Consider the following 7,273-nt stretch of genomic DNA (forward strand, 5'->3'; position numbering starts at 1 on the left):
TTCTCTAGCTAGCTACGCCAAATAATTCGAGCAGGAATAATTTGGTTTTGTACTTCCTCATTTTGTAAGATCGCTTGTAGCATATGAAATAGATGTTGGGCAATTTTTTGATGATCTTGCTGTATTGAGTTAATTTTGAATGGCAGACAATTAAGCAATTCATAATCGTCAAAAGTAGATAGGCGCATTTTGCCTTCCGTCAAATGATCTAATAAGTGATGATCATTTAGAAAACGTAACACCCCTTCTAATAAGGCATAAGATCCTGTAAATAAAGCTTCTGGCAAACGCCCTAGTCGTTGATATAGCTGTTCAAATGCTAAATAGGCGCTATCTGCATAATATGAAGTTTGGATAATCCAATCTGCTTGTAAAGCAAGGTTGGCTTTTTGCAGACCTTGTTTAAAACCTGCTAAACGTGCGGTACTTGGGCGTAACTCGGCTTGACCACCAAGATAATAAAATTCTGTCAGTTGATGACGTTGGCATAAAGTATAGATTAATTCTATTACTGCGCTTTCATCATCAGTAACAATATAAGGTGTTTTACTGTTTTTGGTGCAACGGTCAAGTTGGATGACTGGTACATTAATATTTAAATTACGATAGTATTCGGCATCGTCTTTGATTGGGGTGGTAATCAAAAGATCGATTTGTCGATCTAACAAACGTTCAATTGCAATCGCTTCTTGTTTTAGCAACTCATCAGAACAAGCAATAATAAGCTGTAAACCGTTATCTCGACATAATCTTTCTAAGGTTTTAGTGGTCGCAGCAAACCCTAAATTTGAAAAATCAGGAATTACTAAACCAATGGTATTGCTGCGTTGTGATTGTAATGCTCTGGCGACACTGTTTGCTTTGTAATGGTATTGCTTAGCAATGGCAAGAATCTTTTCTTGCGTTTCCGGTTTTATGCGGAAATTATTGCCACGTCCATTTAACACCATACTGACAGTTGTCTTAGAAACGCCTGTTAATTCTGCAATATCGGCAATAGTCAGGCGTTTAGCATTCGTATTCATAATTCATCCTTGCTGAATTGGATTGGTTGTATTTGACCAATCGTGATTGTGGTTGGTTGCTCAACTACGATTGTATTTTGTTTATTTTCAATAAAAAAGCGTGATGTCATCGCTTTTTCGCCTCGATTAAAGAAAATTTCTATAATAGAGTGATCAATAAAGAGTTCGATTTCTTGTAAATTGTCAATTTGACAATAACGTTGTTCACCAAATTTACGCATCGATTCTGTTTGTTCTGTCGCAGAACGATCTAAGCAAAAACAGCCATTTTGATAACTCAATGTCAAATGCTGTTGTAATTCGTTGCTAAATAGCTGCATTTTAAATGGTTGTTGATTAATTTTGAGATGTAGATAGCTTTGTGCCAAACCTTCAATATTACTTTGATCGATAACGTGGTATTCCGTCATATTTTCAATTTGTTGATAAACTTGCTCAATTGGACGTTGGTACAATTGATTGTTCTGTAACCAAAGTTTTCTTGGTAAGGTCAGCATAGAATGCCACTGATAGCGATCAGTTGGATATTGTAAATCAGGCAAACCACACCAAGCAAAAAGCATTTTACTCTCTTGATTAGCAAGACCGGCAAAACTTTGTGGAGCATAAAAATCGAAACCTTGATCGAGTTCAGCAAACTGTTCTACATGGAAAGTTAAATTTTCTAACTGACCGATGGCATAAGTCGCATGATAGTTATTTTGAAACTGTGTTGTTTCTTGTTTTTTACCTTGTGGCGACCAAATAAAGAGATCTTTATTGCCTAATTTTCCTAAATCTGGGCATTCCCACATAAAAATGCCTTGATTAGCAAAAGGTGTTAAGGTGAGCTCACCTAATAAATGTGGTTGGTCTTGTAAATTTGCCATTTCAAATAACAATGCAGTACCTGAAAGATCTTCTCGTTGTGCTCCTAATACAAAACGGATTTTGCCATCAGCAGTAACGAATGGCTTAGGATCACGACAATGTTCGGTATAACCATTAGGTGCTTGGTTTAGTAATGGGCGTTTTTCTAATAAATGTCCGTCTCGATCAAAAATAGCAATATTTTGGAAAGGAATACGTTGATTATCTTCAGAACGACGAGTATTACCGGTGTAAAAAACAACAATCTTATCCTGATAATTAATGGCACCACCAGAGTAGCAGCCATGAGATTCAAATAGTTCATCAGGGATAAGCGCACCTGCTTGCTCAAAATGACAAAAATCTTGCGTGCGATAATGGCGCCAGTGTTTCATACCATGTAATGGGCCAAAAGGGTACCATTGATAAAAAATATGGTAGTGGCTGCCATCAAAAATTAACCCGTTCGGATCGTTGAGTAGCCCTGTTGGTGGAGCAAGATGATAGGCTGGACGATGATGACAATCACTGGCTACTTGTGCAGCGAGAGTGGCTAATTCATTTGGCTGAGCGGTGTATAAGCTACGATATTTTCCTTGATTAAAAACGATCATCTTGCCTCCTAATTATATTTATTGGGTTAATTGTGCTACTTGTTGGCGAGTCGGTAATGCAGACATTGCCCCTTTAGCTGTGGTAGCTAATCCGCCGCAAAGATTCGCTTGTTGAATAGATTGCGCTAACACAGTTTCCTGTTGCCAGTGAGTGTGCTGTGCTAATCCTTGCAACATACCGCCAACAAAAGCATCGCCTGCACCAGTAGTATCAACTACATTGACTTTATTACCAGCAATCTTGCCACTGATTTGTTGATAGAAATAAAGCGCACCATCAGCACCTAATGTCACCAAAATTAATTTGTCTGGATACTGTTGTCGTGTTTGAATAATCGCTTGTTCCAGATCTGGGTTATGGCTTAGTAAGCAGATTTCTTCTTCAGAAAATTTTATCACGTCTGCCATCGCCACCATTTTATTGACTTCTTCGATCATAACGTTTTCATTCGGCCATAAGCTTGGGCGTAAATTTGGATCAAAAGAAACGAAACCACCAGCTTGCTTAATTTGTGTGACTGCATGTTGTACTGTGGTGCGTGAAGGTTGGTTGATCAAAGCAATTGAACAAAAATGTAGCCATTGATTTTTCTCGAATTTAGGTAAGTCTTCGATCTCCAAAAATTGATCAGCACTTGGATTTACCATAAAAGTAAAAGTGCGTTCACCATGTAAATCTAAATCAACGATAACAGTTGAAGTACGATGTATTGGATCAAGATACATATGATCAATTGCAACACCTTCTTGTTGCAAAGTTTGACGTAAAAATCTCCCTAAAGGATCATTACCAACACGACCAATAAAAGCACTTTTTCCTGAAAGACGTGAAATTGCCACTGCGACATTAGCGGGTGCTCCACCGGGACAACGTAAATAACGATGTTCGCCATCTGGCAGTAAATCAACAACGGCATCACCTAAAACCCATACTGTATTCATTGCGAAATTCCTCTTGCTGTGTAACTGTAAAAATTTTAGCTAAACCGTTTTAGTTCAGCAATTCTATTTCAATTTTTTCGCTTAAAAATGTTATCTGGATCACAAATTTGACATATTGTCTGTGATCCCAATAGATTTTACTAAAACGTTTTAGCTATAATCCGCGCTGTTGATAACTTAACCACCTACTAGGAGAAAACAGATGGATTTTCCACAAATTGCAAAACAGCTCATTGAGAAGTTGGGCGGTAAAGAAAACATTAGCGGTGTTGCACATTGTTCTACACGTTTACGTTTAGTTTTAAATGATGATAGCAAAGCAAATAAAGAGGCAATTGAGCAAATTGAGGGCGTAAAAGGGCAATTTGCTGTTGCTGGACAATATCAGATTATTTTTGGTGCAGGAACCGTAAATAAAGTTCATGCAGCAATGACAGAAATTTTAGGTTTGGGTGATATGACCAAGAGTGATATTGCCAACTTAAGTGCAGAGAAACAGAATTTTTTACAACGATTAGTAAAAGGATTGGCAGATATTTTCGTTCCTATTATTCCTGCAATTGTGGCTGGTGGTTTGTTAATGGGGTTAGCGAATGTATTTACTGCGCAAGGGCTGTTTATTGACGGAAAATCTTTGATTGATGCTTATCCTAATTTGTCTGATTTGGCGGCAATGATTAATACTTTTGCAAATGCACCATTTGTCTATTTGCCAATTTTGCTAGCTTTCTCAGCGAGTAGAAAATTTGGTGGTAATCCATTCTTAGGTGCCGCATTAGGTATGTTGATGGTACACCCTGATTTATTAAGTGGTTGGGGATTTAGCGCCGCTAGCTTATCTGGCAATATTCCTTATTGGGATATTTTAGGCTTCCATATTGAAAAAGTGGGGTATCAAGGTTCTGTTTTACCGGTTTTAGCAGCAACTTGGATTTTAGCTAAGCTAGAAAATACCTTCCGTAAAGTGATTCCATCTGTATTAGATAACTTATTAACACCATTATTAGCGCTGTTTATCACAGGTATTCTTACTTTCACCTTTGTTGGTCCAATTACCCACAAACTAGGCTTCTTAATTGGTGATGGTTTAACTTGGTTATACGATACAACAGGTTTTATTGGTGGTGCTATTTTTGGTGCACTTTATGCTCCAATCGTTATTACAGGAATGCACCAAACTTTTATTGCTATCGAAACACAATTATTAGCTGATATGGCGCATACCGGCGGAACCTTTATTTTCCCTATCGCAGCAATGTCAAATGTGGCACAAGGTGCAGCTTGTTTGGGGGTAATGTTCTTAATTAAAGATGCTAAAGTGCGTGGAATTGCGTTACCGTCAGGTATCAGTGCTTTATTAGGGATTACTGAACCAGCGATGTTTGGGGTGAATTTAAAATATCGCTATCCATTTATTGCCGCAATGATTGGTTCAGGCGTATCAAGTGCTTTTATTGCCTTCTTTAATGCTAAAGCGCAAGCATTAGGCGCAGCAGGTTTACCGGGAATTATCTCAATTAAACCAGATAGTATTGCTGTATATTGCATTGGTATGCTGATTTCTTTCGTAGTTACTTTTTCTATTACTTTGTTACTTGGTATGCGAGCAAAAAGAAAAGCAAACTAATCATATAAATTCATGCATCATAAGAATAGAGCTAGGAAATCTAGCTCTATTTTTTTATCTTCCAATCAAAAATTTTTTAACCCGTTTTTTGTACTGACTTTTTCCTTGAAAAATAGAGAGAAAAACTATTTTTTATGACTTTCGAGAAGATCTTACCGAAAAGGAGGTAAATTAGTAGTTTTATTGTTGGCGAAAAAGTGAACTTGTTGTGATTTTTTGTTTTTATTTCAAATAAATAGCGTTGACTATTGAGATTATTTAATTATATTAAGTTACTTCATAATAATATAACGATAAAGTCCAATATATAGGAGGGCTAAATGAGTAATAATGTCAAAACAACAAATCGGGAAACTTTTTCAGGTCGTCGTGCTTTTATTTTAGCTGCAATTGGTTCTGCAGTAGGACTTGGTAATATCTGGCGTTTCCCTTATACCGCATATGAGAATGGTGGTGGTGCATTTATTGTGCCATATATCATTGCGTTATTAACTGCGGGGATTCCATTGCTATTTTTGGATTATGCGATTGGGCATAGACATCGTGGCGCTGCACCACTTGCCTTTAGACGTTTACACAAAAATTTTGAGATTTTTGGATGGTGGCAAGTATTGGTTAATGTGATTATCGGTATTTACTATGCGGTGGTATTAGGCTGGGCGGCATCATATACCTATTTCTCTATCAACGGAGCTTGGGGAGATAAACCAATAGATTTCTTTGTTGGTGAATTCTTAAAGATGGGGGATATTGCGCAAGGCGTAAGTTTTGAATTCGTTGGCATGGTGGTCGGTCCACTTATTGCTGTATGGTTGGTTGCTTTAGGTGTATTAGCACTAGGTGTTCAAAAAGGAATTGCCAAATCATCAAGCATTTTGATGCCTTTATTGGTGGTAATGTTTGTTATCTTAGTAATTTCAGCTCTTTTATTACCAGGTGCAAGTAAAGGATTAGATGCATTATTCACACCTAACTGGGAAAAATTATCTGATCCAAGTGTGTGGATTGCGGCTTATGGACAAATCTTCTTCTCATTATCTATCTGTTTCGGGATTATGATTACTTATGCATCTTACTTGAAGAAAGATTCAGATCTAACTGGTTCTGGTTTGGTAGTAGGTTTTGCAAACAGTAGTTTTGAGTTATTAGCAGGTATCGGTGTTTTTGCTGCGTTAGGTTTTATGGCGGCGGCAAGTGGTCAACAAGTTCATGAAGTTGCAAAAGGTGGTATTGGTTTAGCATTCTTTGCTTTCCCAACAATTATTAATAATGCACCATTTGGTCCTTTACTTGGGGTGTTATTCTTTGGTTCACTTACTTTTGCAGCGTTAACTTCATTTATCTCGGTTATCGAAGTAATCATTGCTTCAGTACAAGATAAATTAAGATTAGGTCGTGTTACTTCAACTTTTGTTGTTGGTATTCCAATGATGATTCTTTCAGTTTCATTATTTGGAACGACTACAGGATTGCCGATGCTAGATGTAATGGATAAATTTGTTAACTATTTTGGTATCGTAGCAGTAGCCTTCTGTTCATTGGTTATCATTGTATCTAACGAAAAATTAGGGTTATTAGGCAACCATATCAATAAAACTTCATCTTTCAAAGTGGGTTTTGTTTGGCGCTTATGTATTGTTATCACAACAGGTATCCTTGCATTTATGCTCTTTAGTGAAGGTGCTAAAGTATTCCGCGAAGGATATGAAGGTTATCCAAACTGGTTTGTGAATACATTTGGTTGGGGAATGGCGATTTCTTTAGTAGTAGTAGCATTCTTATTAACCCATTTACCATGGAAAAATGAAGAAAAATTTGTGGAGGAAGCAGAATGAGTACAATTGCAATCGTTATGATGGTTATTGCCCTTGTGATTATCTGGGGTGGATTACTAGTTTCCATTAAACGCTTACCAAAAGAGTAAGATAATAGATGACCACACTAGCTATGCAAGTATGCAATAGCTGGTGTGGTTAGCATTTTTTGTGATGTATCGAAAATGCAAGTTTGTTGTAAAAAACAGCAGTTAATAAAAAAATTAAAAAAAATGAAAAAAAGTGCTTGCAAGGTGAGTTGAAATCACTATAATGCACCTCCGCAACGACGCTGAAGTGTGAAGTTAAAAAAGAAAGCGTCGTTTTTTGTTCTTTAACATTTTATCAGACAATCTGTGTGGGCATTCGTAGATAATGTTTTTACTTTAAGTAAAAGAATTA

The 7,273-nt window shown here is 37.0% G+C and carries 6 protein-coding genes; 3 read left to right on the forward strand and 3 right to left on the reverse strand.

Annotated elements, in window-relative coordinates; all coding sequences use genetic code 11:
• Positions 1-8 precede the first annotated feature (8 nt).
• Genes QS62_RS11130 through QS62_RS11140 form a run of 3 tightly spaced genes read right to left on the reverse strand, consistent with a single transcriptional unit; the run spans position 9 to position 3,430 of the window.
• Positions 9-1,025 (reverse strand): LacI family DNA-binding transcriptional regulator, encoded by a 1,017-nt coding sequence (locus QS62_RS11130; RefSeq protein ID WP_066110175.1) that lies wholly within the window; start codon positions 1,023-1,025, stop codon positions 9-11.
• Positions 1,022-2,488, reverse strand: coding sequence for a glycoside hydrolase family 32 protein (locus QS62_RS11135; RefSeq protein ID WP_066110178.1), 1,467 nt, complete (start codon positions 2,486-2,488; stop codon positions 1,022-1,024). The genes QS62_RS11130 and QS62_RS11135 overlap by 4 nt, the downstream gene beginning before the upstream one ends.
• An 18-nt stretch (positions 2,489-2,506) precedes the next feature.
• The gene (locus QS62_RS11140; RefSeq protein WP_066110180.1) at positions 2,507-3,430 is read right to left on the reverse strand and encodes an aminoimidazole riboside kinase; all 924 of its coding nucleotides are present in this window, start codon (positions 3,428-3,430) and stop codon (positions 2,507-2,509) included.
• A 202-nt stretch (positions 3,431-3,632) separates the two neighbouring features.
• Between QS62_RS11140 and QS62_RS11145 the strand changes: the two genes are divergently transcribed.
• The 3 genes from QS62_RS11145 (at position 3,633) to QS62_RS11925 (ending at position 6,981) form a co-directional block, all read left to right on the forward strand.
• Entirely contained in the window at positions 3,633-5,057 is a 1,425-nt protein-coding gene (locus QS62_RS11145; RefSeq protein ID WP_066110182.1) for a sucrose-specific PTS transporter subunit IIBC, read from the forward strand.
• Positions 5,058-5,377: 320 nt separating this feature from the next.
• Positions 5,378-6,892 carry a sodium-dependent transporter gene (locus tag QS62_RS11150; protein WP_066110184.1) on the forward strand — a complete coding sequence of 505 codons (1,515 nt, stop codon included), beginning with the start codon at positions 5,378-5,380 and terminating at the stop codon, positions 6,890-6,892.
• A complete protein-coding gene (locus tag QS62_RS11925) occupies positions 6,889-6,981 on the forward strand; it encodes a methionine/alanine import family NSS transporter small subunit (RefSeq protein WP_082966195.1) in 93 nt (30 codons plus the stop codon). The genes QS62_RS11150 and QS62_RS11925 overlap by 4 nt, the downstream gene beginning before the upstream one ends.
• Positions 6,982-7,273 lie beyond the last annotated feature (292 nt).

The organism is Gallibacterium salpingitidis (genome assembly GCF_001678495.1).
In the GTDB taxonomy this organism is placed as follows: Bacteria; Pseudomonadota; Gammaproteobacteria; order Enterobacterales; family Pasteurellaceae; genus Gallibacterium; species Gallibacterium salpingitidis.